This window comes from Arthrobacter sp. SD76 (assembly GCF_049726125.1).
GTDB lineage: Bacteria > Actinomycetota > Actinomycetes > Actinomycetales > Micrococcaceae > Arthrobacter > Arthrobacter nitrophenolicus.
The window spans coordinates 3348237-3374319 of record NZ_JBNBLR010000001.1; the positions used below are offsets into that span (position 1 = coordinate 3348237).

The 26083-nt window shown below is 67.0% G+C and carries 15 protein-coding genes, 1 tRNA gene and 9 pseudogenes; 11 read left to right on the plus strand and 14 right to left on the minus strand.

Annotated features, from left to right (window positions below; all coding sequences use genetic code 11):
* Window positions 1-139 precede the first annotated feature (139 nt).
* Both glgP and ACPEE0_RS16150 read left to right on the plus strand, forming a co-directional pair.
* Window positions 140-2756 (plus strand): annotated as a pseudogene (gene glgP / locus ACPEE0_RS16145) (alpha-glucan family phosphorylase).
* A gap of 39 nt (window positions 2757-2795) precedes the next feature.
* Window positions 2796-4582: pseudogene (locus ACPEE0_RS16150) on the plus strand (thiamine pyrophosphate-requiring protein).
* A 6-nt stretch (window positions 4583-4588) separates the two neighbouring features.
* On the opposite strand, the gene ACPEE0_RS16155 reads toward ACPEE0_RS16150, so the two are convergent.
* The 8 genes and pseudogenes from ACPEE0_RS16155 to ACPEE0_RS16190 all read right to left on the minus strand — a co-directional run bounded on the left by ACPEE0_RS16155 (window position 4589) and on the right by ACPEE0_RS16190 (window position 12147).
* The gene (locus tag ACPEE0_RS16155; RefSeq protein ID WP_009357281.1) at window positions 4589-4945 is read right to left on the minus strand and encodes a barstar family protein; all 357 of its coding nucleotides are present in this window, start codon (window positions 4943-4945) and stop codon (window positions 4589-4591) included.
* A 7-nt stretch (window positions 4946-4952) separates the two neighbouring features.
* Entirely contained in the window at window positions 4953-5447 is a 495-nt protein-coding gene (locus tag ACPEE0_RS16160; protein WP_424574857.1) for a ribonuclease domain-containing protein, read from the minus strand.
* A 13-nt stretch (window positions 5448-5460) separates the two neighbouring features.
* Window positions 5461-7571, minus strand: a pseudogene (gene glgX / locus ACPEE0_RS16165) (glycogen debranching protein GlgX).
* Window positions 7572-7693: 122 nt separating this feature from the next.
* A pseudogene (rlmB, locus tag ACPEE0_RS16170) lies at window positions 7694-8682 on the minus strand (23S rRNA (guanosine(2251)-2'-O)-methyltransferase RlmB).
* 90 nt (window positions 8683-8772) lie between these two features.
* A pseudogene (gene cysS / locus ACPEE0_RS16175) lies at window positions 8773-10235 on the minus strand (cysteine--tRNA ligase).
* Window positions 10236-10244: 9 nt separating this feature from the next.
* Window positions 10245-10745 (minus strand): 2-C-methyl-D-erythritol 2,4-cyclodiphosphate synthase, encoded by a 501-nt coding sequence (ispF, locus tag ACPEE0_RS16180; RefSeq protein WP_009357286.1) that lies wholly within the window; start codon window positions 10743-10745, stop codon window positions 10245-10247.
* Between the two features lie 17 nt (window positions 10746-10762).
* Window positions 10763-11542 carry a 2-C-methyl-D-erythritol 4-phosphate cytidylyltransferase gene (gene ispD, locus ACPEE0_RS16185; protein ID WP_009357287.1) on the minus strand — a complete coding sequence of 260 codons (780 nt, stop codon included), beginning with the start codon at window positions 11540-11542 and terminating at the stop codon, window positions 10763-10765.
* 122 nt (window positions 11543-11664) lie between these two features.
* On the minus strand, window positions 11665-12147 hold the full coding sequence (locus ACPEE0_RS16190) for a CarD family transcriptional regulator (protein WP_009357288.1): 483 nt from the start codon (window positions 12145-12147) through the stop codon (window positions 11665-11667).
* A 255-nt stretch (window positions 12148-12402) separates the two neighbouring features.
* Here ACPEE0_RS16190 and ACPEE0_RS16195 point away from each other — a divergent pair, with 255 nt between their 5' ends.
* Window positions 12403-12960 carry a hypothetical protein gene (locus tag ACPEE0_RS16195; RefSeq protein WP_009357289.1) on the plus strand — a complete coding sequence of 186 codons (558 nt, stop codon included), beginning with the start codon at window positions 12403-12405 and terminating at the stop codon, window positions 12958-12960.
* 90 nt (window positions 12961-13050) lie between these two features.
* Here the strand turns inward: ACPEE0_RS16195 and ACPEE0_RS16200 are convergent, their stop codons facing one another.
* Window positions 13051-13731, minus strand: a complete 681-nt coding sequence (locus ACPEE0_RS16200) for a response regulator transcription factor (RefSeq protein WP_079598280.1) — start codon at window positions 13729-13731, stop codon at window positions 13051-13053.
* Window positions 13728-14974 (minus strand): annotated as a pseudogene (locus ACPEE0_RS16205) (sensor histidine kinase). The gene ACPEE0_RS16200 and the pseudogene ACPEE0_RS16205 overlap by 4 nt, the downstream one beginning before the upstream one ends.
* 206 nt (window positions 14975-15180) lie before the next feature.
* Here ACPEE0_RS16205 and phoU point away from each other — a divergent pair.
* Window positions 15181-15843 carry a phosphate signaling complex protein PhoU gene (phoU, locus tag ACPEE0_RS16210; RefSeq protein WP_009357292.1) on the plus strand — a complete coding sequence of 221 codons (663 nt, stop codon included), beginning with the start codon at window positions 15181-15183 and terminating at the stop codon, window positions 15841-15843.
* Between the two features lie 71 nt (window positions 15844-15914).
* On the opposite strand, the gene ACPEE0_RS16215 is transcribed toward phoU, so the two are convergent.
* On the minus strand, window positions 15915-16661 hold the full coding sequence (locus ACPEE0_RS16215; protein WP_424574858.1) for a phosphoglyceromutase: 747 nt from the start codon (window positions 16659-16661) through the stop codon (window positions 15915-15917).
* A gap of 96 nt (window positions 16662-16757) precedes the next feature.
* On the opposite strand from ACPEE0_RS16215, the gene ACPEE0_RS16220 reads away from it, so the two are divergent.
* On the plus strand, window positions 16758-17603 hold the full coding sequence (locus tag ACPEE0_RS16220; RefSeq protein ID WP_424574859.1) for a class I SAM-dependent methyltransferase: 846 nt from the start codon (window positions 16758-16760) through the stop codon (window positions 17601-17603).
* 117 nt (window positions 17604-17720) lie between these two features.
* Here the strand turns inward: ACPEE0_RS16220 and ACPEE0_RS16225 are convergent, their stop codons facing one another.
* Both ACPEE0_RS16225 and ACPEE0_RS16230 read right to left on the minus strand, forming a co-directional pair.
* Window positions 17721-18074 carry a DUF2516 family protein gene (locus tag ACPEE0_RS16225; protein WP_009357295.1) on the minus strand — a complete coding sequence of 118 codons (354 nt, stop codon included), beginning with the start codon at window positions 18072-18074 and terminating at the stop codon, window positions 17721-17723.
* 9 nt (window positions 18075-18083) lie between these two features.
* Window positions 18084-19273, minus strand: a pseudogene (locus ACPEE0_RS16230) (trans-sulfuration enzyme family protein).
* A gap of 121 nt (window positions 19274-19394) precedes the next feature.
* On the opposite strand from ACPEE0_RS16230, the gene tmk reads away from it, so the two are divergent.
* From tmk to ACPEE0_RS16250, 4 genes and pseudogenes are all read left to right on the plus strand, one after another.
* Window positions 19395-20093, plus strand: coding sequence for a dTMP kinase (tmk, locus tag ACPEE0_RS16235; protein ID WP_424574860.1), 699 nt, complete (start codon window positions 19395-19397; stop codon window positions 20091-20093).
* Window positions 20090-21231, plus strand: a pseudogene (locus tag ACPEE0_RS16240) (DNA polymerase III subunit delta'). The gene tmk and the pseudogene ACPEE0_RS16240 overlap by 4 nt, the downstream one beginning before the upstream one ends.
* 17 nt (window positions 21232-21248) lie before the next feature.
* Window positions 21249-22813: pseudogene (locus ACPEE0_RS16245) on the plus strand (alpha/beta hydrolase).
* Window positions 22814-22916: 103 nt separating this feature from the next.
* Window positions 22917-22989 (plus strand) — tRNA-Thr (locus tag ACPEE0_RS16250).
* 601 nt (window positions 22990-23590) lie between these two features.
* Here ACPEE0_RS16250 and ACPEE0_RS16255 read toward each other — a convergent pair.
* Window positions 23591-24100 (minus strand): GNAT family N-acetyltransferase, encoded by a 510-nt coding sequence (locus ACPEE0_RS16255; protein ID WP_424574861.1) that lies wholly within the window; start codon window positions 24098-24100, stop codon window positions 23591-23593.
* Window positions 24101-24387: 287 nt separating this feature from the next.
* On the opposite strand from ACPEE0_RS16255, the gene ACPEE0_RS16260 reads away from it, so the two are divergent.
* Entirely contained in the window at window positions 24388-25353 is a 966-nt protein-coding gene (locus ACPEE0_RS16260) for a hypothetical protein (RefSeq protein ID WP_354176490.1), read from the plus strand.
* 131 nt (window positions 25354-25484) lie between these two features.
* Window positions 25485-25916, plus strand: coding sequence for a hypothetical protein (locus ACPEE0_RS16265; RefSeq protein ID WP_424574863.1), 432 nt, complete (start codon window positions 25485-25487; stop codon window positions 25914-25916).
* Window positions 25917-26083 lie beyond the last annotated feature (167 nt).

A 26083-nucleotide genomic window follows, 5' to 3' on the forward strand; every position in this document is an offset into this window, starting at 1 on the left:
GCGAGAAAAGTCCGAGATTGCTAAGGCTGCTCACTATTTTCGTCGTGCCGTACGTCATTTCCTCCACGCCCTTGTCATTTACCCAAAAGAAACCCAAAGCTGGTTCCGGCCGCCCATGTTGTCCGTTAGTGTGACGCAGGTGAAGGCAATCCGCAGGTTTACGGTCCGTACAGTCCTCCCGAACCCATCCGTCCGCTGGCACGGCTCGCGAGCAATTTGCGCTGGTCCTGGCACCGCCCCACCCGGGAACTCTTTGCCGGGTTGAATCCGCGCATCTGGGAGGAAAGCGAGCAGGACCCCGTTGGCTTCCTGGGCATGGTCAGCAGGGAAGAATTCCAGCGACTGGCCGCAGACCGGTCGGTGGTGGAGCGGGTGCGGGCAGCGGAGGAAGACCTTGACCGGTACCTTGAGGAACCGCGCTGGTACCAGGGCCTGGGACCGGAAGCACCGGCGTCCATCGCCTACTTCTCCCCCGAGTTCGGCATCACCGAGGTCCTGCCGCAGTATTCCGGCGGCCTGGGGATCCTGGCCGGCGACCACCTGAAGGCCGCGTCGGACCTCGGCGTGCCGCTGGTCGGCGTGGGCCTGCTCTACCAGGCCGGCTACTTCAAGCAGTCCCTTTCCCGGGACGCCTGGCAGCAGGAGACCTACCCGTCCTGGACCCGGACGGCCTGCCCCTCACCCTGCTTCGCGAGCCCTCCCCCGACGGCAACGGCAAGCCCCTGCAGATCACCCTGCCGCTGCCCAACGGCCGCCGGCTGCTGGCACACATCTGGCGGGCCGACGTCGGACGTGTCCCCCTGCTGCTCCTTGACTCCAATGTGCCCGGCAACGATGACGCGGCACGCAGCATCACGGACCGGCTGTACGGCGGCGGCGGTGACCACAGGCTGCAGCAGGAACTGCTGCTCGGCATGGGCGGGGTCAAGGCGCTGCGCGCCTTCCAGCAGCTCACCGGCTGCCCGGCACCGGAAGTGTTCCACACCAACGAGGGCCACGCCGGCTTCCTGGGCATCGAACGCATCCAGGAGCTCATGTCCGGGGACCAGGCGCTCACCTTCGACGAGGCCCTGGCGGCCGGCCGCGCCTCCACCGTGTTCACCACCCACACGCCTGTTCCGGCCGGCATCGACAGGTTCGAAATCTCACAGATCAGCCACTTCTTCCAGGCCGGCCTGGCGCCCGCCGTGCCGGTGGACCGGATCCTGGAACTGGGCCGCGAGAACTACGCCGACGGCAACCCGGCTGTGTTCAACATGGCGGTGATGGGTTTGCGCCTGGCACAGCGCGCCAACGGTGTGGCCAAGCTGCACGGCGAAGTATCGCGGGGCATGTTCTCCGCGCTGTGGCCCGGCTTCGACCCCTCCGAGGTACCGATCACCTCGGTCACCAACGGCGTGCACGTGCCCACCTGGGTGGACAGCCGGATCGCCAAGCTGGCCCGCGACCAGTTCGGCAGCGAGGCCGAGGCCAACGGCCGCTGGGACCTGGCCTACAACGTCAGCGACGCCGATGTGTGGGCGCTGCGCCGGGAGATGCGCTCCGCGCTGGTGGACGACGTCCGCAAACGGCTGCGTGCCGCCTGGAAGAAGCGCGGCGCCGCCGACGCCGAGCTGGGCTGGACGGACAACGTCCTGGACCCGGACGTGCTGACCATCGGCTTCGCCCGCCGCGTCCCCACCTACAAGCGGCTGACGCTCATGCTGCGTGAACCGGAACGGCTGAAGGCACTGCTCCTGCACAAGGAACATCCCATCCAGCTGGTCATCGCCGGCAAGTCCCACCCTGCCGACGACGCCGGCAAGAAGATGATCCAGGACCTGGTCCGGTTCACCGACGACCCCGAGGTCCGGCACCGGATCGCGTTCCTGCCCAACTACGACATCGCCATGGCGCGGACCCTGTTCCCGGGCTGCGACGTGTGGCTGAACAACCCGCTGCGTCCGCTGGAAGCCTGCGGGACATCCGGCATGAAGGCGGCGCTGAACGGTTCGCTGAACCTGTCCGTCCTGGACGGCTGGTGGGACGAGATGTACGACGGCGAGAACGGCTGGGCGATTCCCACCGCCAATAACGGCGCATCACCGGAAGAACGCGACGACATCGAGGCCGCAGCCCTGTACGAGCTGCTCGAAACCCAGGTGGCCCCGAGGTTCTACGGCAGCACCGTCTCGGAAGCGGCGGGCGCGGCCGGGCCGTCGACGTCGGCGGCCGAGAAGGTGCCCACGCACTGGGTGTCCATGATCAAGCACACCTTGTCGCACTTGGGCCCGGCCGTCTCCGCCGAGCGCATGCTGCGCGACTATGTGAACATCCTCTACCGCCCCGCCGCAGAGGCCGGACGCAGGGCCATCGCCAACTCGTACTCGCAGGCACGTTCGCTCGCATCGTGGTCGGCCAAGGTGCGTTCCAACTGGTCGCAGGTCCACGTGGAGCACGTGGACTCGGTGGGCGTCTCCGAGGATCCGCAGATCGGCGACACCCTGCAGGTCAACGCGTATGTGGCCCTGAACAGCCTCACCCCGGATGACGTGTGCGTGGAAGTGGCCTATGGCCGGGCCGAGGAAAGCGACACCCTGGCGGACATCACCCTGATGGAGCTGCAGGTGAAGGAGGACCTGGGCAACGGCCGCCACCTTTTCAGCGGCTCGCTGGTGATCGACCGCTCGGGCTCCTTCGGCTACACGGTCAGGGTCCTGCCACGGCATGAAGCCCTGGCATCCAAGGCGGAGCTGGGCCTGATCGTCAACGCCTGACCCGTTCGCCAACCGGCCTGAACCGACGCAGGAGGACCCATGACCGAACAAACCGTGGCCGACGTGATCGTGGACCGGCTCAGCACCTGGGCGTAAGCCGGGTTTTCGGGTACAGCGGTGACGGGATCAACGGGTTCATGGGAGCGCTGCGCCGGTCCGGCGGGCGCGTGGAGTTTATCCAGGCCCGGCATGAGGAAACGGCGGCGTTCATGGCCGTGGGCCACGCGAAGTACACGGGCGGCGTGGGGGTGGTGACGTCAACACAGGGTCCGGGCGCTGTACACCTCCTCAACGGACTCTACGACGCCAAGCTCGACGGCGTACCGGTCGTTGCGATCGTGGGGCAGCAGAGCCGTACCGTGCTGGGTTCGGCCTACATGCAGGAGATTGACCTGGGCTCCCTGTTCAAGGACGTTGCATCCCAGTTCGTGCAGCTGGTCAGCGCCCCGGAACAGGTGCCCATGGTCCTGGACCGGGCGTTCCGCACGGCGAAGGCCACGTCCTCACCCTGCGTCGTCATCGTCCCGCATGACATCCAGTCCGCGCCGGCACCGCAGCTTGGGCAGCAACACGGCATCGTGGTCACCAGCCCCTCATGGAGTTCCGCCGCCAAAACGCCGCGGGATGAGGACCTGGACGCCGCGGCCGCCCTCCTGAACTCCTCGGAACGGGTGGCCCTGCTCGTCGGCCAGGGTGCCCGGCATGCCTTCGACGAGGTGGTGGCGGTGGCGGAGAAGCTGGGTGCCGGCATTGCCACCAGCCTGCTGGGCAAGCCGTACGTGGATGAGACCCTTCCCTTCGCCGTCGGGACCATGGGCCACCTGGGCACCACTGCCAGCGCCCACCTGCTGGGCAACTGCGATGCCCTGCTGATTGTGGGCTCCAATGATCCGTGGACCGAGTTCTATCCGCCGCCCGGGGCAGCGCGCGCCGTGCAGATCGACATCGATGAGAAGAAGATCGGCAACCGCTACCCGGTGGAGGTGGGCCTGGCCGGTGACGCGGCATCCGCCCTCACCGCCCTGGGCCGGAGGCTCGAGCACCGCCCGCGCGGGCAGTGGCGTTCGGACGTGGAACATGAGGTCAGCCGCTGGCGCATCCTCGCCGCGGACCGTGCCGCCGTGCCTGCCCTTCCCGTCAATCCGGAACGCGTGGTCCGCGAGCTTAACGGCAGGCTCCCGGCGAACGCGCAGGTGAGCGTCGACGTCGGAAGCTGCGTGTACTGGTACGCCCGCCAGCTGGTGCTGCCGCCCGGGGTCCCGGCGCATCTTTCCGGAACCCTCGCCAGCATGGGGTGCTCCATTCCGTACGGGATTGCCGCCAAACTGGCCCACCCCGACCGGCCGCTGGTGGCCCTGGCCGGGGACGGTGCCATGCAGATGGCGGGCGTCGCCGAGCTGGCCACGGTGGCCCACCGGTGGCAGGACTGGGAGGACCCGCGGTTCGTGGTGTGCGTCTTCAACAACCGGGAGCTGACGGAGGTCACCTGGGAACAACGCGAGTCGGAAGGCGAGCCGCGGTTCGCTGCCAGCCAGGAGCTCCCGGATTTCCCGTTCGCCGGATACGCCGAGCTGCTGGGCCTTGGGGGCATCCGGGTGGAGGACCCGGAGCTCCTTGGAGATGCCTGGGAGCAGGCCTTTGCCGCGGACCGGCCCGTGGTGATCGAGGTGCTGACGGACCCCGAAGTTCCGCTGCTGCCACCGTTCCCCGCCGGCAGGGAAAAGGCGGAGAGCATGCGCAAGGGGCTGGCTGCGGAGGACGACGGCGGCCGGGCCTCCGAACTGCTCGACACCTACCTGTCGCAGGAGGAACCTGCCGGCGGCTGACTGCTGCTAGAGCAGGACGGCGGTGACGGCCAGGTCCTTGCCGGCGTAGCTTTCCGCGTCCTGGAGGATCTCACAGATGATCCCAAAGGACCTGTCGCTCCGGAACGGCGCGGCCACCTGCCAGAGGACCGTGACCGGGGCATTGCCGTTGTCCGTGATGGAGTCCGCGAAGTCGTGCAGGGAATCGTTCAGGGCGTCGAGGTTGACGCCGTAGTGTTCCGGGAAACTGAGGACTTCGCCGAACGTTTCCAGGACGGCACGCTTGCTGTCAGCCGGCGGGACAACCAGGCTTCGGCGTCCGGCATCGGCCACCTGTTCCTGCAGTTCCTCCAGGGTCCAGGTATCGCCGGAGTAGATCTTCATGGCTTGCTTAGCTGCCTTCCGCTATGAATGTGAACGACTCGTAATGGTCTTCGGTGTAGTACTTGTCTCCGCCGCTGCCGGCCACGATCCGCCGGGCACCCCGGTCTGGTTCCCCGGGTGTGGGCACCGTGTACTCGCGGTAGTATCCGCGGTCCCGGCGGGGCAGGAGGCGTTCGAAGTTGCCGAAGGGCTGGTCATCCTGGCTGTACTGGTACGGGCCGCCTGCGCGGATGAGTGCCAGGACCCTGCGTCCCTCAGGCGGCAGCTCCGATTCCCGGATGGATGCCAGCCCCGACGGGTTCTCGGCCGGGGCCGGCGCCACCGGGCCGGACGGTGATCCGGGACCGGGTGCCGTCACGCCGGAAGTGGCCTCCGCCGTCGTGGTGGCTCCCGCCGTCGTGGTTTGCGACGGTTGATCCAGCAGTCCGGGGCCGCCGAACATGACCAGGGCGAGCACTGCCAGGGCGCCCAGCAGCAGGGGCAGGAGGGTACGGTTGCGCATTCCTGGATCCCGGCTACGTGCGGTAAATGCTGATGGAGTTGGCCTCGGCCACGTCCGTCCCCCCGGCAGCCACCACACCGCCCTGCCGCTGCTCGTGCAGCGGCGATGTGGTCAGGCGGAGCTCGAACCTGCGCGGGGCGGCCTGTTCGGCGGCAACCTCCGGGAGCGTGATCTGCACGTCCGAGGTTCCGCCGTTGACCACGATCAGCCCTGCGAACTCCCCGTCGTCGGTGCCGAGCAGGAGCTGGACCACCCGGTGGTGCGGATCATTCCACCGCTCGGTGGACATGGGCCGGCCGTCCTGGTCGAACCAGTAAAGGTAGGACTGCTCGTCGCGGACGGGGAAGTCGTGCGGCTGGGCGGCGAGGAACTCCTTGCGCAGCCGGATGTAGCGCTTGGTGCTGCGGAGCATTTCGTGGGATTCCGGCGTGCGGGTCCAGTCCACCCAGGTGATGGCGTTGTCCTGGCAATAGGCGTTGTTGTTGCCCAGCTGGGTCCGCGCCAGTTCGTCGCCGGCAGTGATCATGGGCACGCCGAGCGAAATGAGCAGCGAGGCCATCAGGTTGCGCCGGGACTGTGCCCGCTTGGCGAGGATCTCGCCGTTCTCGGTGGGGCCCTCCACGCCGTGGTTGTAGCTGCGGTTGTCCCCGTGGCCGTCCCGGTTCTGCTCACCGTTGTCCTCGTTGTGCTTCCGGTCGAAGGAAACGAGGTCGTTCAGGGTGAAACCGTCGTGGGCGGTGATGTAGTTCACCGACGCCAGGCGGGAACGTCCGGAGGCCTGGAAGAGGGCAGCCGAGCCTGACAGCGAGTCGGCGAGCCTGGCGACTGATCCGCCGTGGCCGCCGTTTTCGAGGGCTGCCCGGTCCGCAAGCCAGAAGGAGCGCAGGGAATCCCGGAAGTGGTCGTTCCAGTCCACCCAGCCCACCGGGAACCGTCCGGTCTGCCAACCCCCGTAGCCCACGTCCCACGGTTCGGCGATCAGCTTTACGTCCGACAGGACGGGTCCGCCGCGACGGCCAGCAGGAACGGATGCCGTGGGTCGAATTCGTTGGCAGCGTTGCGGCAAAGAGTGACCGCGAGGTCGAAACGGAAGCCGTCAATGTGGAACTCGTCCACCCAGTACCGGAGCGAGTCCACCACCAGCTGGACCACCCGGGGCTCGCCGAAGTTCAGGCTGTTCCCGCAGCCGGTTGTATCCACGTACTTGCCGTGCCCGTCCGTGCGGTAGTACTTGTCCTCCCCCAGGCCCCGGAAGCTGACCGTCTGGCCTTCGGGTCCGCCCTCGGCCGTGTGGTTGTACACGACGTCCAGGATGACCTCGAGGCCGGCCGCGTGGAGCGCCTTGACCATTTCCTTGAATTCGTCCTGGACAGCCTTCGGCCCGGCTTCCTGTGCTGCCTTTGTGGCATACGCCGGGTGCGGGGCAAAGAAGGCCGCAGTGTTGTAGCCCCAGTAGTTGGTCAGGCCCAGGTCCTGCAGGTGCGGTTCGTCGAGGTGGAAATGCACCGGGAGCAGCTGCACCGAAGTGATTCCCAGGCTGGTGAGGTGCTCCACCACGGCGGGGTGTGCCATGCCGGCGTAGGTGCCGCGCAGCTCCCGGGGAACATCCGGGTGGAGCATGGTCTGCCCGCGGACATGGGCTTCGTAAATGATGGTGTCGCGCCACTTCAGGCGCAGCCGTTCGTCGCCGTCCCAGCTGAAGTCGCCGGCCATCCGGACGCTGGTGAGCACCCCGTCCCGCTGGTCCACCGCACGGCCGTACGGATCGAGCAGCAGGGGCTGGCCGCCGTCGTCCTCAACCTCCCTGGTGGGCATGGCAAGCGGCAGCGACTGCTCATGGGAGGCGGGACGGAACCCGTACCGCGCGCCATAGGGCAGGTCCTCCACGATGCCGTGGTGGACGCCGTCGGTAACGTTGGGGAGCGCCTGGACACGCCAGTCCCCGCCGGGTGCGATGTAGACGATTTCCAGGCTGGGAACTCCCGGGGCGTAGCAGGCCACGTTGGCCCGGCCCCCGGCGCGGTGCCGCGTGCCGCCGGAATCTCCACGCGGAACGCTGACACCGAGGGGAACTGCCGTGGAGGAGTCCATGGTGGAAGCGGTGTCGAAAAGCGGCATGACCATCACCTAAATAGTAGCCGCCACGGGCATTTGACCTGCCCCGGCGCCGGACATGGCGCCGGGGAGGGAAGGGCCCGCAGAACGCGGGCTCCGTCCCTTCACATTTCTAACTTTTTGAGCGTTTCCTACTTTGTTGCCCGCTGGCGCGAGACCTCGTACAGCGAGATCCCCACTGCCATGGAGGCATTCAGCGATTCCATCGCCGAATCGATGGGGATGGACACGATCTGGTCGCAGTTCTCCCGGACCAGCCGGCTGAGTCCCTTCCCTTCCGAGCCCACCACGATGCACACCGGTTCCGTTGCGAGCGTCAGGTCCGGCAGCGAGACGTCGCCGTCGCCGTCCAGGCCCAGGACGAAGATGCCCATGTTCTTGAACTGCTTAAGGGCATTGTTGAGGTTGGAGGCGCGAGCCACGGGCACGCGGACTGCGGCGCCGGCGCTGGTCTTCCAGGCGGAGGCGGTGACTCCGACCGAGCGGCGTTCGGGAACGATGACGCCGTGGCCGCTGAATGCTGACACGGAGCGGATGATGGCGCCGAGGTTGCGGGGATCGGTGATGCCGTCAAGGGCCACAAAGAGCGGGGCGTTGGCGACGTGCCCCTTCTTCCACTTGTCCACCGTTTCTTCGGCCAGCTCATAGGCGTCCGCATAGTCGTACGGCGGGATCTGCAGGACCAGCCCCTGGTGGACCGCGTCATCCGTCATCCGGTCCAGCTCCGGCTTGCCCGTTTCCAGGAGCGGGATGCCGCGCTCGGCCGCGAGCTTCAGGGACTCCTTGACGCGGTCATCCATTTCGATCCGGATGGCGACGTGCAGCGCCTTGGCGGGGATGCCGGCGCGGAGCGCCTCCACCACCGAGTTGCGGCCGGTGACGACTTCCTCGGTGGCGCGTCCCCTGGGTCCGGACTTCGCCGCGCCCGCGCTGCGGGCACCGGTGCCGCGCTTCGCGGCGGACCGCTCGGCAAGCTGCTTGGCCTTGTGGGCCTTGTGGTACGGCCTGTCCTCCGCCTTGGGCGTTGGCCCCTTGCCTTCCAGGGCCTTTCGGCCATGGCCACCGGTTCCGATGGTTGGGCCCTTCTTCGCTTAACCGATCGGCGACCATTGTTGGCCATGATGTTCCACCCTTGATTGTGCTGACTGAGTCTGCATACCAGTCTACTGACCGAAGAAAAATCGCCGGACCGCGGCGGGAATCCTTCGGGTCAGTCGCGCTTCAGCCTCCAGGTGGCGCCGTCCGGGCCGTCCTCGACCACCACGCCGGCCTCGTTGAGCATGTCGCGGATGGAGTCCGAGGCGGCCCAGTCCTTGTTGGCCCGTGCCGCGGCCCGGGCAACGAGCTGCGCCTCCACCAGGACGCCGAGCGCATCCGATTCCCGGCTGTTCCGGGCGTCGGTACCGGCAACGGCGTCGAGCCCCAGCACGCCCGTCATGACGGTGACGGCGCGCATCGCCTCCCGGGCGGCGTCGTCGTCGCCCTCCGCCAGGGCTGTATTGCCCGTCCGGACGGCCTCGTGCAGGGCAGCCAGCGCGCGCGGCACGTTCAGGTCGTCGTCCATGGCCTCGGAAAATGCTTCCAGGCTTCCGGGCGTGCGGCCGCCGTCCGCACCAGGCCCGGCATCCTGGCCCAGGCGTGCCGCGGCCTTGCCCAGGAACCCGTCAATGCGTTCGACGGCGGCCGCCGCCTCCTGCAGCGACGTGGGACGGTAGTCGAGGACGGAGCGGTAGTGGGCCTGGCCGAGGTAGTAGCGCACCACCCGGGGCGGGGCGAGTTCCAGCATTTCGGTGGGGCTGATGGTGTTGCCGATGGACTTGGACATCTTCTCGCCCTCGTAGGTCACCATGCCGTTGTGCATCCAGAAGCTGGCGAAGGGATGCCCTGCCGCCTGCGACTGCGCCATCTCGTTCTCGTGGTGCGGGAAGCGCAGGTCCAGCCCGCCGCCGTGGAAGTCAAACTCCGTGCCAAGGTACTTGGTGACCATCGCGGAGCACTCCAGGTGCCAGCCGGGACGGCCCGCGCCCCACGGCGAAGCCCAGGACGCCGTGGCGGGTTCGCCCTCCTTGGAGCCTTTCCACAGGGCGAAGTCGCGGGGGTCCTTCTTGCCGCGCGGGTCGGCGTCCGGGGCAGCCTGCATGTCGTCGATGTTCTGCCGGGTCAGTGCGCCGTACTTGCTCCACGAGCGCACGTCGAAGTACACGTCACCCGAGTCATCCAGTGCCGGGTAGGCGTGGCCCCGGTCGATCAGCTGCTGGATCAGGGCGTGCATCTCCGGGATGTGGCCGGTGGCCCGCGGCTCGTAGGTGGGCCGGGAAACGCCGAGGGTGTCGTAGGCCCGCAGGAACTCCTGCTCGTAGCGGTACGCCAGCGCCCACCACTCTTCCTGTGCCACGTCCCCGGGCTCCGGCACGAAGTCCGGGGCGAAAGACGCCTCCGACTTCGCCAGGATTTTGTCGTCAATGTCCGTCACGTTCCGGACCACCGTTACCCGGAACCCCCGGAACGCCAGCCAGCGCGTGAGCTGGTCGAAGGCGATCGCGGACCGGATGTGGCCCACGTGGGGCATGCCCTGCACCGTTGCCCCGCAGTAGTACAGGCTGGCCTTTCCTTCGACCAGGGGGACGAGTTCCGGACTTCAGCGGAGGCAGTGTCATAGAAGCGCAGGGTCACCGCTCCAGACTAGCCGATGGCGCCGGCCGGCCGCGGGTAGACCAGGGCGGTTGCCACGGCGGTGATGCCCTCACCGCGTCCGGTGAATCCGAGCCTGTCGCTGGTGGTGGCGGTGACGCTGATGGGGGCGTCCGCGGCGTCACTGAGGACCTGCTGCGATTCTTCCCGGCGGGGCCCGAATTTGGGCCGGTTGGCCACGAACTGGACTGCCACGTTTCCTATTTCGAAGCCGGCGGCCCGGACGATCCGCGCGGCTTCGGCCAGGAGTGTCACTCCCGAGGCGCCGGCGAATTCCGGCCGGTCAGTGCCGAAGTGGGTGCCGAGGTCCCCGATGCCGGCCGCCGAGAACAGCGCATCCGCCGCCGCGTGCGCAACGGGATCCCCGTCGGAGTGTCCGGCCAGGCCACGTTCACCCGGCCACAACAGTCCGCCGAGCCACAGGGGGCGCGGGGAATCCTCTGCGGCATAGGCGTGGACGTCCAGGCCGATGCCGGTCCGGGGAATGATCATTTGCGGGTCTTTCATTCCTAGCCTTCCACCCAGCGGGCACCAAGCGGGCCTTCGAGCAGCCCTTCGGCCAGGATCAGGTCCAGCGGCGTGGTGATTTTCAGCGACTGGGTGGAACCGCGGACCACGTGGACCGGGGTGCCGGTCATTTCCACCAGCATGGCGTCATCGGTGACGGCTGCCGACTGTTGCGGGTCGAGTGACCGGGCGGCCTCGTGGGCACGCTGGAGCGTGGGCAAGCGGAACCCCTGGGGCGTCTGGACCGCGCGCAGGTCCTCACGGGGCGCCGTTCCGGTCACGACCTCCGGTGCAGGCGAACCGCCGCCCGCGGTGGCTTTCACTGTCTTGACGGTGTCCACGACGGCGATGGCGGGGATGACCGCCTCGGCACCGGCAGCGAGGGCGTCGGCGATGCGGTGGAAGACGGAGTCCGGCGTCAGGGCGCGGGCAGCATCGTGGACCATGACGGCGTCCGTCCCGTCCATCAGTGCGTCCAGTCCGGCCCGGACGGAGTCTGCGCGGGTGGCTCCGCCGTCAACGATCGTCAGGAGCGGACCGCCGTCGGCAAGCTCTTCGCGGAAGTCTTCGCACAGCCGGCGCAGCCCGTCATTGCCGGCGGGCAGCGCAATGCATACCTGGCTGCTGATTCCGGACGCGACGATGCCGCGCAGGGCATGCATCAGGATGGGTTCTCCACCCAGCGGCACTGCAGCTTTGGGCATGCCATAACCAAGGCGTTGCCCCGAACCTGCGGCCACCAGGATCACCGCGGTGACCAGGCGGTTAGGTGTTTCGCTCATGCGGACTAGCCTACGTCGCCGCGGGCCGCAGTGCCCGGCGCGGTCCCTGCCGTGTGTTGGCTGTGAAGGTGCGGAGCAAAAAAGAAGCCCCGGCGCACTTTCGTGCCGCCGGGGCTTAATGCTCAGGAAGCCAAAACCTCGTCGAGAACGCTTGCCGCCTTCTCTTCGTCGGTCTTTTCGGCCAGCGCCAGTTCTGAGATCAGAATCTGCCGGGCCTTGGCCAGCATTCGCTTCTCGCCTGCGGAAAGGCCCCGGTCGTGATCACGGCGCCACAGGTCGCGGACGACCTCTGCTACCTTGATGACGTCACCGGAAGCAAGCTTCTCCAGATTTGCCTTGTACCTGCGTGACCAGTTGGTGGGCTCTTCGGTGAACTCGGCACGGAGCACATCAAACACGTGCTCCAGGCCATCCTTGCCCACTACGTCCCGGACCCCAACAAGGTCAACGTTTTCTGCTGGAACTTCAATGGTCAGATCACCCTGAGCCACCTTGAGCTTGAGATACATTTTCTCTTCGCCCTTGATGGTGCGCATCTTGATTTCTTCAATCTTCGCAGCACCGTGGTGAGGGTAAACTACTGTCTCGCCGACCTCAAATACCATGTGGACATTTCCCCTTTCCCGCAGACCAGTTTATCACGATTCAGGCATATGCCCGGCCGCGGAGAGGCCCTGGAACCGCGAAAATACGCGGAAATTGGCCCAAATCTACCCCCTTGGACCCCTTGACGGATGCGGATAATAGTGCATCGCCGGTGCGCTGCCAAGGGCGATGTGACGCCGCCGAATCCTCGTTTCGGCGGCTTTCCGGATAGGCTATGCCTAAATCTGTTTCAAGACTCTCGAGGAGTACGTGACGTGCGTTTCACTGCGACGAACCGGGCCCAGCGCGGCAAACTGGCACTGACGGCTGCCGCCCTTGGCATCGGGCTGCTGACGTCGGGCTGCGGGTACATCAATTCCCAGCAGACAAACGAGCAGTACCAGGCGTCGGACGGCATTGTCACCGACCTCGGCCCCCTCAAGCTGAGCAACTTCTTGATCGTTTCCAACGGCGAGGACGAGCCGGGCCGGGTCATCGGTGCCGTGTACAACTCTTCGTCCCAGGACGTGAAGCTCACGGTCAACGGCGCCGAGGGCTCACAGACCGAGATTCCGGTCAAGGCGAACTCCTACGTCCTGCTGAACAACGAAACCGATGAAGCGGTCCTGAGCACCACCGGCGGCATCCCGGGCTCGCTGGTGGATATCAAGATCACCGAAAGCGGCACCAACGTCAGCAACACCGTCAAGGTTCCGGTCCTGGACACCACCTTGCCGGAGTACAAGGAATACCTGCCGGCCGGAAGCACCCCGTCGCCTTCCCCCACGCCGTCACCCACGGCCTCCGAGCTTGGCGGCGGCACCGGCCACTAGGCCGCGCAGCAAGCCACATGCAAAAGGGAGGGGCCTGCCGGCCCCTCCCTTTTGTATGTCCTGTGATACGGTCCCGGACCCGCGGCGCCCCTACGGCTCGAACTTGTAGCCGAGCCCGCGCACAGTCACCAGGTACCGCGGTGCGGAAGGATCGGGTTCGATCTTGCCGCGCAGCCGCTTCACGTGGACGTCCAGGGTCTTGGTGTCGCCCACATAATCCGAGCCCCACACCCGGTCTATAAGCTGGCCGCGGGTCAGCACCCGGCCGGAGTTGCGCAGGAGCATCTCAAGCAGCTCGAATTCCTTCAGCGGAAGCAGGACCTGCTCGCCGTCCACGCTCACCACGTGACGCTCGATGTCCATCCGGACCGGGCCGGCCTGCACCGTGGAGGAGATCAGTTCTTCGGGCTCGCCCTGGCGGCGCAGCACCGCCCGGACCCGGGCCACCAGCTCGCGGGACGAATAGGGCTTGGTGACGTAGTCGTCAGCCCCCAGTTCCAGCCCCACCACTTTGTCGATTTCCGAGTCCTTGGCCGTCAGCATGATCACCGGGACGCTGGATCGCTGCCGGAGCTGGCGGCAGACCTCTGTCCCGGACAGGCCCGGGAGCTGCAGGTCCAGGAGCACCAGGTCGGCGCCATTGCGGTCGAATTCGGTGATGGCGTCCAGGCCGTTGTCCACCACCTCCACTTCGAAACCCTCTTTGCCCAGCAAATAGGACAAGGGATCGCTGAACGACTCCTCGTCCTCCACAATCAAGATCCTGCTCAAGCGCTAGCTCCTCGTTCTTTTGCGCCGGCGGCGCGGGGTACCTGGGTAAGTGTTGGCTGGTCGGTCCGCTGTCCTGGCTGCTCCTGCCCAGGGGCGGCCGCGGACGGAACGTCGTCACCGCCGTCGTGCCCTTCCATCTCGGGCAGGCGGAGGGTGAAGGTGGATCCCTGGCCAGGCTGGGACCAGACGGTCACCTCGCCGCCATGGTTGGAGGCGACGTGCTTGACGATGCTCAGGCCCAGGCCGGTACCGCCGGTGTGGCGGGACCGCGCCGCGTCCACACGGTAGAAGCGTTCGAAGACGCGTTCCTGTTCTTCCGGGGTGAGGCCCTCGCCCTGGTCCGTGACGGAGATGGAGACGAGCCCGTCCCGGGACCGGACACCAATGCCCACCCGGGTGTTGGCCGGCGAGTACCGGATGGCGTTGTCGATGAGGTTGCGCAGGGCGGTGACCAGCAGGTCCTGGTCGCCGAACACCTTGCCCTCGGTCCGGCCGCCCACCACGATCCTGATGTTCTTGCTTTCCGCGGGCAGCTGGGACCGGTCCACCGCCTCCGCGATCACTGTGTTGACGTCCACGGGGCCGCCCTGCTGGATGACGCTGGCTCCTGCAGGCGCGAGAGTTCGATGATGTCCTGCACCAGCGCGGCAAGCCGGCCGGATTCCTTGTGCATCCGCTTGGCGAAGCGGCGGACGGCCTGCTCGTCGTCGGCGGAGGATTCAAGGGCCTCGGCGAGCAGCGAGATGGCGCCCACCGGCGTCTTAAGTTCGTGGGAGACGTTGGCGACGAAGTCGTTGCGGATCTCCTCCGTGCGGGTGATCTCGGTGCGGTCGTCTGCGAGCAGGAGAATGTATTCCTCGCCGAGCATGGCTGCCCGCACCTGCACGATGATGGTTCCCTGTCCCAGCGGCCCGCGGGGCAGTTCCAGCTGTTTCTCCAGGATGACGCCGTCGCGCCGGACACCGGCCGTCATGTCCAGCAGCTCCTTGTGGACCACGGTATGTCCGCGCACCAGGCCGTAGGCGTAGGCTGCGGGGCTGGCACGGACCACGCCGTCCACCGTGTCAACCACCACGAAGGCCCGCCCGATGATGGCGAGTACTTCCGCGGCTCCGGCAGGCAGTGCCAGCTCCTCTGCGTCGATGTCCAGCAGCTGGCGCTGCTTCTCGCTGACCCGGAAGGCGAGCACGCCAAAGGTGCCGAGCGCCAGGCCGACGAGGCCTGCAACCAGGCCGATGAGCATAGGATCCACAGGTCCACCTTATGCGCTTGCCGGGGCCCATCCGGCGCGTCCGGACCCCTGCGACCACGGTTCAACTAACGTTCACCTTCAAGGGCCCAACCGTTTACCGGATACTGGCAGAGTAACCAGTTGGAGTGCCGAACGGCCACACGATTCCTGCTGCCCGGAAGCGGGCCCGGCAGGGGTTTCAAGGAAAGGACGCCTACGTGCGTAAGGTTTTTCAGGAAGAACTCACCGCGGTCGGTGACCAGCTGGTGGAGATCTCCCGCCTGGTCAGCGAAGCGATGGACAAAGCCACCACCTCCTTCGAAGTGGCGGATGTGGACCTCGCCCAGGATGTCATTGCCGCCGACGCGCGCATTGACTTCCTGCAGAACAGCCTGGATGAGCGGGCCATCGACATCCTGGCGCTGCAGGGCCCGGTGGCCAGCGACCTGCGGATGATCGTGGGCTCCCTGCGTATGAGTGCATCGCTGGAGCGGATGGGCGATCTCGCCCGCCACGTCGCGCAGCTGGCCCGCCTCCGGTTCCCGTCCACGGTGATTCCGGCGTCCATGACGGAGACGTTCAAGCAGATGGCCGAGCTGGACAAGGAAATCGCTGCCAAGCTCACCGTCCTGCTGGAGACCCGCGACCTCGAAGTGGCCCGGGACATCCTGAAGGCCAACACGGTCATCAACGACCTGCACCTGAGCGTCTTCAAGGCGATCGCCGCGCCGGAGTGGAAAGAGTCGCCCGCCACCACTGTGGACGTGGCCCTTGCCAGCCGCTACTTCGAGCGGTTCGCGGACCACGGCGTTTCGGTCGCCCAGAAGGTTACCTATCTGGTGACCGGCGCATGGCAGCCGAACGGCATCGAGCACAGCTGACCGCCACGTCCTTAAGAGCGACGGCGGGCTGGCCACCAAGGGTGACCAGCCCGCCGTCGTTGTTTACTGCCCTATTTCTTGCCCTGGTTGGCGACCGCCAGGATGGCTTCCTCGGCAGCTTCGGGATCGAGGTAGGTGCCGCCCCGCTTGATGGGCTGGAAGTTCTCGTCCAGGTCGTACACGAGCGGGATGCCGGTGGGGATGTTCAGGCCGGCGATGGCTTCGTCGCTGATGCCGTCGAGGTGCTTGACCAGTGCGCGGAGGGAGTTGCCGTGCGCGGTGACCAGGACGGTCTTGCCGGCCTTCAGGTCTTCTTTGATGTCCGATTCCCAGTACGGGAGCAGGCGGACCAGCACGTCCTTCAGGCACTCGGTGCGGGGAAGCGCGTCACCGAGGTCCGCGTAGCGCGGGTCGTGGGCCTGGGAGAATTCGGAGTTGTCGTCCAGGGGCGGCGGCGGGGTGTCGTAGGACCGGCGCCATTCCATGAACTGCTCCTCGCCGTACTCGGCCAGGGTCTGGGCCTTGTCCTTGCCCTGCAGGGCGCCATAGTGGCGCTCGTTCAGGCGCCAGTCGCGCTTCACCGGGATCCAGCCGCGGTCAGCCTTGTCCAGGGCGATGTTGGCCGTGTTGATGGCCCTCTTCAGCAGGGAGGTGTAGAGCACGTCCGGGAGTACGTTGTTCTCCACCAGGAGCTCACCGCCCCGTGCTGCTTCCTGGCGGCCCTGGTCGTTCAGGTCAACGTCCACCCAGCCGGTGAACAGGTTCTTGGCGTTCCATTCGCTGTGGCCGTGGCGCAGCAGAATCAGCTTGTAAGTCATGATTTTCATCCTAGCCGAGCGCCGTTGCCGCCCGCCCAGCGTTACAACCCGACGGCGGAGGAGCCTCCGCTGCCGTGGCAACGGTAAGGTGGGGCGGTGGTTCAAAAGGCTGAACGGGTGGCCGCCCCGCAGATCACCGGCAGGAACACCGCGGGCCGGCAGGGCCGGCCGGTGGGCAACGTTACCCGCGGCACCACCAATCCGAACCGCATGCGCCGCCTCGACCGCTGGCTGACCGGACCCCAGGCCTGGCGCCTGCGGTCCGCGGCTGACCCGCTGGTGGTGGACCTGGGCTACGGGGCCACGCCGGCCACCGCCGTCGAACTCTATGAACGGCTGGCCGCGGTCCGGCCGGACGTCCAGGTCCGCGGCATCGAGATCGAACCCTCACGCGTCCAGGCCGCCCTGCCCCTTCAGCGGCCGGGCCTGAGCTTCCACGTGGGAGGCTTCGAACTTCCCGTCCCCGGCCGCCCCGTCCTGGTGCGGGCATTCAATGTGCTGCGGCAGTACGAGGAGGCGGACGTGGCGGGCATCTGGCGGCTGGTCCAGGACCGCCTCCCGGACAACGGCCTGTTCATTGACGGGACCTGCGATGAGATCGGGCGGCGGGTGACGTGGGTGGCGCTGGACGCCGAACGGCCCCTGTCACTGAGCATTTCAGTCCGCTTCGGCAGCTTCGACCTGCCCTCGGACGTGGCCGAACGCCTGCCGAAGGCGCTCATCCACCGCAACGTTCCCGGCGAGCGGGTGCACGGGCTGCTGCAGGCGATGGACCGTGCCTGGCTGGAAGCCGCTCCCCTGGCGTCGTTCGGCAACCGGCAGCGCTGGCAGGGCATGTGCCGGTCGTTGCGCGACGCCGGCTGGCCGGTGCAGGACGGGCCGGCCCGGTGGCGTCTTGGCGAACTGACGGTGGACTGGGAAGCGGTGGCTCCGCGGCCTTAGCCGGATGGGTTCACGCCGGCAGGAATCCGTGCCAGGCTTGCGGGCCCAGGAGCCGGTGGTGGGCCCACGCCGGCAGGGGTCCCTGGGCGAGCTTGCGAGCCTGGGGGCCTGCGGGGATTACCAGGGACCGTAGGGGCCCATGTTGCGGCTGCCGCCACGGCCTGCGTCCTTGACCGCCGGCCGCACGTCTGCAAGGTACACAGAGGCGGCCACCACAGCGGCAAGCCCGAAGAGGCCGAGGGTGCCGAAGATGCCGCCGCCGCTGCCGAACAGTGAAATGACGCCAACAAAGGCCGCGCCGCCGGTCAGTGCCAGCCAAAAGGTCTTGGTCCGCTTGCCGGTTGCCTCGAAGGCGTTGGCGCGGTGCCGCGCGCAGTCCACCACGGCCCAGAGCTCAAGGCCCAGTGCCACCAGGGCAAGGATAAAGAACACTGCCGTTTCAACAGGCCGAATAATCAGTTCACCGTCCACAACCCAAGCCTAGCCTCCCAACGTGTCCAGCGCCTGCTCCAGGTCGGCCCAAAGGTCTTCGACGTTCTCGATGCCCACGCTCAGTCGGACCAGGTTCTCCGGGACGCTCGTCGGCTCGGCAGCATGCCGGCGGCGGCGTTCGATCAGGGATTCGACGCCGCCGAGGGACGTGGCCGGCAGCCACAGCTCCAGGGCCTGGACAAGCTTGTCCGCTGCCCCGGCGCCGTCCAGTCCCCGGCAGGGGCCACCTGGATGCAGACGATGGATCCGAATCCCTTCATCTGGGCTTTCGCCCGCTCATGCCCCGGGTCGGCTGGCAGCCCGGGGAACCGGATGGACTCTACCCGGGGGTGGTTGCTGAGCCGCTCCGCGAGGATCATTGCGGACTGCTGTGACCGTTCCACCCGGAGCGCGAGCGTCCGCAGGCCCCGCAGGGCCAGCCATGCTTCGAAGGGGCCGGCAATCCCGCCATGGATGGTCCTGTTGTGCAGCAGGGCCGAGCGGATGTCAGGGTTTGACGTCACCAGGGCGCCCAGGACGACGTCGGAATGGCCCCCCAGGTACTTGGTCACCGAATGCAGGACGACGTCGGAGCCGAGGGCCAGCGGTTGCTGCACCAGCGGCGTGGAGAAAGTATTGTCGGTGACCACGATGGCACCTGCCGCGTGCGCCGCCTCCGTGAGTGCCGCGACGTCAGCGATGCCGAGCATCGGGTTGGTGGGGCTTTCCAGCCACAGCATCGCCGCGGCGCGTGCTCCGGGACCGCCCGGTGCCAGCGCAGCCTTCACGACGTCGGTATCGGCGATGTCCACGGTGCGGAGCTCGAGAAAACCCTTTTGGGCCAGCTCCGAGGCCATCACAAGGGTCCCCGAATAGCTATGGCTGGGCATGACCAGCGCCCCGCCGGCCGGAATGAGTGACAGCGCGGAGCTGACGGCGGCGAGGCCCGAGGAGTACAGCAGCCCGGGCAGTTCGGCTCCTTCGAGCCGGGCGAGTGCCTCTTCGAAGGGATCCCACGTGGGGTTGGAGTAGCGCCCGTAGCCGCGGTCGCCGGTATCGAGCGAACCCGTGCCGAAGTAGGTGGATGAAAGGACCAGGGGCGGGTTCACGGGCATGTCCCGTTCCCGCGGGGGACGTCCGGCCGCAACCACCACTGTCTCTGCTGACAGGTCGGCCGCGTGCTGTTCGGAAAGACTCATGGTCAAAAGCGTACTGGCCCGGCAGCCATGTTCCCGGAAGGGCATGGCAGGGCCGGCAGGCCTGTCCACATGCGCGGTTCCGCAATCGTTGATTGGCCCTGGCGGTCGGTAGTCTTGAGGTGTGAGCACACAAGGGTCCGGACTTTTCATCGCGTTTGAAGGCGGCGACGGTGCCGGCAAATCGACGCAGGCGGTCCGGCTCGCGGAAACGCTTGAATCCCGGGGGCTGACGGTACTCCGGACCCGGGAGCCGGGCGGCACCGCCATCGGTGAAAAGTTGCGTTCCCTGGTCCTGGACCATGGCCACGGCCACATTGATGCCCACACCGAAGCGCTGATTTTCGCCGCCTCGCGGGCGGCGCATGCCACCCAGGTGATCCGGCCGGCACTGGAACGCGGCGAGATCGTCCTGACGGACCGTTATATCGATTCCTCCGTCGCCTACCAGGGCGCCGGGCGGAATCTCGGCACGGACGCCGTCCGGTCCTTGAACGAGTGGGCCACGTCCGGGCTGCAACCGCACCTCACCATCCTGCTGGACGTGGACCCGGCAGTGGGGCGGCAGCGCCGCACCGCCGGTGACGCCGCTGAAGACCGGCTCGAGTCCGAGGCGGACGAATTCCACAGCCGCATCCGCGAGGCATTCCTCGGACTTGCCCGCAGCCGCCCGGACGCCTACCTGGTGCTGCCCGCCCGGCTCCCGGTCGGGGATCTGGCGGCACAAATCCTGGAGCGGGTGGACGCCCTGCTGACAGTCCGCCCAGTCGCCCCGGCAGGTGCGGTTCCCTCCCTTGGCGCCCGTGGCGGCGGTAACCCATGACCGTGTGGGACGACCTCCAGGGCCAGCCCGCCGTCGTCGAACAGCTGCGCCAGGCCTCCAGCGGTGACAGCCTGACCCATGCCTGGCTGTTCACCGGCCCTCCGGGATCGGGACGCTCGAATGCGGCCAAGGCGTTTGCCGCTGCGCTCAACTGCGACCAGGAGGATGTGAACCTGCGCGGCTGCGGCACCTGCCAGGCCTGCCACACCATCCTGGGCGAAACGCATTCCGATGTAACCTTCGTGCGGACCGAAAAGGTCACCATCACCATCGACGAGGCGCGTGAACTGGTGGCCGCCGCCGGGAACCGGCCGTCGTCCGGCCGGTGGCGGATCATCGTGGTGGAGGACGCGGACCGGATGGCGGAGCGGACCACCAACGTGCTCCTCAAGGCGATTGAGGAGCCCACGCCGCGCACCGTGTGGATGCTCTGCGCACCCTCCCCCGCGGACGTGCTGGTCACCATCCGTTCCCGCTGCCGGAGCGTGGCGCTGCGGTTGCCGCCCGCCTCGGATGTTGCCGCCCTCCTGGTGAAGCGCGACGGCGTCGATCCTGCCCTTGCCGAACGGGCGGCCCGCGCCGCGCAAAGCCATGTCGGCATTGCCCGCCGCCTGGCCAGGGATGAGGCGGCCCGGGAACGCCGCCTCGAAACCGTCCGGTTCCCGCTCGGACTGCGGGGCGTCACGGCGGCCGTGATGATGGCGGACAAGCTCGTGAAAATCGCCACCGCGGAAGCCGCCAGCTCCAATGAGGAGCGCGACGCCGCGGAGAAGGCCGCGCTGCTAGCCACGCTGGGCGCACCGGAGTCCGGAACCCTTCCCCGGCCATGCGAAGCCAGGTGAAACAGCTTGAGGACGACCAGAAACGCCGGGCGAAACGGTCCATCACCGACTCCCTGGACCGGACCCTCACCGATCTGCTGTCGTTCTACCGCGACGTGCTGATTATCCAGCTCGGGAATGCTGTGGAGCTGGTAAACGTTGAGCTGAGGAGCGAATTGGAGGAGTTCGCCAGCCGCTCAACGCCGGAAACCACCCTGGCGCGGATGGACGCAATCAACAAAGCCCGTGAACGCATCACCACCACGAACGTTGCCCCGCTGTTGACCATTGAATCCATGGCAGCCAGCCTGATCTAGCCCTCCAAGGAGACCCGATGACTGCCCGCCCCCTGCCCGCACGCCCCCGGTCCCTGGCGACCGGGCTCCGTGCCGCCGGCGCCCTGGTTCTTGCCATGGTGCTGGCTTCGTGCAGCCTGCTCAACGGCGGAGACCGCACCCAGGAGACGGCAACCGCCAAGGCCGATCCTTCCATCGTGGCCTCCGCCCCTTCCGGGCTGGAGCGCTTCTACTCGCAGGAAGTGGTGTGGGAGCCCTGCGAGAACGAGTTCCAGTGCGCCAAGGTCACCGTTCCCATGAACTATGGGGATCCCGACGGCGAGACCATCCAGATAGCCGCCCTGAAGGCTGCGAGCACCGGCAAGAAGACCGGCAGCCTGCTGGTCAACCCTGGAGGGCCCGGGGCATCCGGCTACGACTTCGTCAAGGACGCAGCCACAACCCACTTCTCGCAACCAGTCCGGGATGCGTATGACCTGGTGGGCTTCGATCCCCGCGGCGTGAAGCGCTCCGCGCCCGTCACCTGCCTGACCGATGCCGAGCGGGATGCCGCACGGGCCAAGATCTACGACCTGGAAACGGATGAGGGACTGGCAGCTGCCCGGGCCGACAACAAGGCGATCGCGGACCAGTGCGCCGAGAAGACCGGCGAAGTCCTGGCACATATCGACACCCAGAGCGCAGCGAAGGACCTGGACATCCTCCGCGCCGTGGTCAATGACACCAAGCTGAACTACCTGGGCTACTCCTACGGCACATTCCTGGGTTCCACTTACGCCTCCCTTTCCCGGACAACGTGGGGCGCATGGTCCTGGACGGTGCCCTGGATCCCTCCATCAGCAACGAGGAGCTGACCAGCGGACAGGCCCGCGCCTTCGAAAAGGCCATCCGGGCCTACGTTGCCAGCTGCCAGCAGCAGGACGGCTGCCCGCTGAGCGGTGACGTGGACTCCGGCGTGGAGCAGATCCGAGATCTCATCGCCGCAGTCAAGGAGACGCCGCGGACCGCCAAGGACGGCCGCGTTGTTAACGCCACCATGTTCGTGAGCGGCCTGATCACCCCGCTCTACAATGACCAGAGCTGGCCGGCCCTGACACAGGCACTTGAAGCGGCGATGACAGGCGATGTGAGCCTGATGCTGCGCCTCGCGGACCTCGGCGCCGACCGGTCGTCCAACGGCTCGTACACATCCAACTCGACGTTCGCCTTCAACGCGATCAACTGCCTTGACTACCCCATGGAGTCCGACCCGGCAGCCATGCGCGCCGAACAGCAGCGCCTGATGCAGGAGTCACCCACGCTTGGTTACTTCTTCGCCTACGGCGGGACCAGCTGCCAGGACTGGCCGCACAAGAACGTCCGGACGCCCGCCCCGGTTGAGTACACCGGCGAATCGCCCATTGTGGTGATCGGCACCACCGGCGACCCCGCCACCCCCGTTGAATGGGCGTCGTCGCTGCGGAAGCAGCTGGGAAATGCCACGCTCATGACCTGGGAGGGTGAGGGGCACACTGCCTATGGCAGGGCCAACAGCTGCCTGGAGGATCCTGTCGACAGGTACCTGGTGAGCGGAGAGGTACCCGCCGACAACACCGTGTGCTGAACACCTCAGCTGCGGCCCCCGCGCCATTTTGACCCGGGCGCGGGGACTCTATTACAGTTGACTCTTGCATGAGGGACCCGGTTCCGCCGGAAGCTTCATGTGTGCTTCCTTAGCTCAGTCGGTAGAGCGTTTCACTCGTAATGAAAAGGTCATCAGTTCGATTCTGATAGGAAGCTCGGGATAAACCCCGGACAGCCCCTAAATACAGGGGTTTCCGGGGTTTTTCGCTGGTTAAGCAGCAGATACTGCCTGGAATCCATGGACGACTTCCAGGCCTCAGGCGATGACCTCTGCCCATAAATACGTGAGCGGCTTGTACACATTGCTAAGCATGCTTATTATGGTTTCAGTCGAATGGGGATTTGGCTGTGAGGGGAGTCGGAAAGGGTGCGCCTTGCGAACGGGCGCACCCTTTCCGCGTCTCTGGGCACCGCCTGAAGATTTCATCTTCTGCAAAATTCCGGCGCTGACGGTGCGGAGTTTCACCCGGGCCTCCCGGTGCTGCAGTCCTAGACTTTGGCCATGCACCCCTTAGCGGCGATCGGCCTGGTGTTCCTCACCGGACTTGCCTGGACGGTGACCGTCCTGACTCTGTTGATCGCGTTGGCCAGGGCCCGCCGACAGACGGATGAAGGCCAGAGCCGGGAGAGCCAAAGCTCGGATGAAGGAGCACTCTCAGACATAGCAGATGCCGCCTGAAGCACGTCAGGCCTTGGTCCAGATAGGGTGCCGGTCAAATCGCACGATGGTATCCGTCACGGCCAGCCCAGGCCAGCCCTACTCCCCCAGGGCTCTCCTCATCACCACGCGCGGCCATGCAGACAGGCCGTCCGCAGCTTCCACCAGAACCAACCGCCGAATCCCCGCCGCCCACAACCGCTCCGGCACAACGGTGAAGCCCAGCCGTTCGTAATAGGGCCGGTTCCAGGGGACGTCCCGGAACGTTGTCAGGGTCAGTGCCTCGAACCCTTGCGGCGCGGCCCATGAGGCAACCTCATCAATGAGGGCACTGCCAATGCCGTGGCGCGCGTACAGCGGGTGCACCGTGACCTGTGCGATGTGGGCATTGCCGTCAACCTGGTCCACCAGAATGTAGGCGACAGGCTGTTGCTCCGCAGCTGTACTGACCCAGCACGTCCCGGCGGCTACATACCGGCTGAGCTCCTGCACACTGGGCGGGTCGTCATCTGCGATGGCGTGCATCCCGAGGGTACGGAAGGCCTCACCGGCGGCGGTCTCGATGTTCCGCAGCCGCTCAACGTCCTCCAGCCGGGCTTTTCTGATCACGCCCCCAGTCAAGCACGCCACATCCGCCAGCGGGGTTGTGCAAGGCCGCCCCGGCGCGTGGCAGCCGGCACGTATTGCCCCGCGCTGAATCAGGTACTGGATACTCGGGCGCCGGCCGGGTGCGCGGACCTAAAGTGGTGAGCGGAGCCGGCGACGAGGGTGTACGTCTGAGACCGCGTATGCCTCCCCCAGCCGCCGTCGGCTCCTCCACCGCTTCCCCTCCCGACTGAGGGTTGTACATCCCGTTTGTGTCCGGACTGCCGGGGCCGCCGCCTATGATGGCGGACATGGATGAGCAGGCCCTGGCGGACATCGCGAACGAGCTCTACGCCGTGCCGCTCGAGGAATTCGTGGCGGCACGCACGGCCGCGGCAAAAGAGGCTGCCGGGGCCGACAAGGAGCTGGCTGCAGCCGTCAAAGGATTGCCCAAACCTTCCGTCGCTGCCTGGGCGGTCAACATGCTTGCCCAGCACGAGCCGGACGTCCTGGCGGAACTGGCCGACCTCGGGTCCCGGATGCGGGACGCACAGGCGTCACTCGACGCACAGTCCCTCCGGGAACTGGGACGCGAACGCCGCACCATGCTCGCCTCCGCCGTCGACACTGCCCGGTCCGTCGTCCAGCAGCAGGGCCGGGTGATCAGCGACACCATTGCCGCCGACGTGGAGGAAACGCTCCGTGCCCTGACCGCGGACGAAGGTGCAGCGGAGGCCGTCCGCAGCGGGCGGCTCCTGAAGACACTCTCGGCGGACGGGGTGAGCGCCGCGGAGCTGGAGGGCACGGTGGCCGTACCCGATGCCCTGCCTGCGCCATCGGCTTCCCCGCCTCGCCGGCCTGCACTGGCGTCCGTACCGGCCAGGAAGGAACGTCCGACGCCGGAGCGCACCTCCCGGCCAAAGGCCACCAAACCCCGGCTTGAGGCGGTCCGGCAGACTCCCCGGCCCGCCTCGCCGCCTGCGCTGGAAAAGGCAAAGGCCGCCCTCGCCGAAGCGCAGGCGGAAGAAGCAAGGACGAACGGCCTGGCGGAGGAGCTGCAGGAGCAGGTGGAGGAAACCCGCTCCGAAATTGACGCCCTGGTGCAAGAGGCTGCCGAACTCCGCGAAAGGTTGAAGGCTGCGGAGGAGCAATTGGACCGTGCCCGCAAGCAGCTTGCGGCCACCGCGGCGGAAGCGAAACAAGCCCTGCGGGAGGCGGACAAGGCAGGCCGGACCGTGATGCTCGCCCGGGAACGTGTCCTCCGGCTCAGCAGCTAGCAGGTTTCGCGGCGGGACTGTCGTGCATCGGCGGCGTCCAAATCCCTGGGGACCTATGCCCCTGCCACTGCGTGCCGTCAGCTGCGAGTGTGGAAGGGTGCCCGCTTGGACACAGCACTCTTGGAGGGACCATGAAAATAAAGGCACCGCTGGTCGCCCTGCAGTTTCTTGTGGGATGTTTCGCTGTCGCGGGAGGCTGGTTCATGCTGGCCGGCGCCATGGAGCTGCAGCAGGACTGGCTGCAGCACACCCCCTTCACTAACTGGACAGTGCCCGGCATCGCACTGCTCCTCCTGCCCGGGGCAGGAGAGCTGCTCGCCGCCACCGCTGTACTGGTCCGGTGGCGCTACGCCCGCGCGGCGGCGATTTTCTCCGGGCTCGGATTGGTGGCGTGGATCCTCGTGCAGCTGGTTTGGATGCAGGTCTTCCACCCTGTGATGCACCCGCTCGTGGGGGCCATCGGAATCATCATTTCGGTCCTGGCCTTCATGCTTCCCCGGGAAGCCGGCGTCGGCAACCGGAGGTACACGCCAGGGCGCGTGCATCCAGAACCTGGCTCGTAACCTGCCGGCTGGCACCGCCCTGCGGGCAGGTGCACCCCCCTGGCAGAATCACGTACCGATTACTCGGGTGCCGGGCGCGCCCGGACCGTACCGTAGTGAGCGGAGCCGGCGACGAGGGCGTCCGTCTGAGACCGCGTACGCCTCCCCCAGCCGCCGCCGGCTCCTCC